This is a genomic window from Vibrio sp. 10N.222.55.C6 (assembly GCF_041473395.1).
Classification (GTDB): domain Bacteria; phylum Pseudomonadota; class Gammaproteobacteria; order Enterobacterales; family Vibrionaceae; genus Vibrio; species Vibrio crassostreae_C.
Genome location: NZ_JBFRSD010001321.1, coordinates 1 through 213, shown reverse-complemented (window position 1 = coordinate 213; position 213 = coordinate 1). Strand labels below are relative to the sequence as shown.

Annotated in this window: 1 protein-coding gene; it reads left to right on the top strand. The window is 45.5% G+C overall.

The window, feature by feature from the left end:
• Positions 1 to 213 (top strand): DUF2861 family protein (locus tag AB4486_RS28705; RefSeq protein WP_372120235.1); only part of this gene is annotated, 213 nt, incomplete at both ends.

The window sequence follows — 213 nt, the reverse complement described above, 5'->3', positions numbered from 1 at the left end:
GCTTGATGGTCAACCTCAAGTTGCGTGGCAAGAGCTGCAAATCGCACTCGATCAACAAACACTCAATAGTGAGCTTTGGCTGCCAATCAAACAAGAGATATTAAGCCAGACTCAATGTGGAACCTCACTAAAACAAAGTGCTGAGCCAAAACACCACATTCAAGTCAGCTTCATTCGACGCTATGGCCTGTCGTCGCACGGTTATCAAATCAA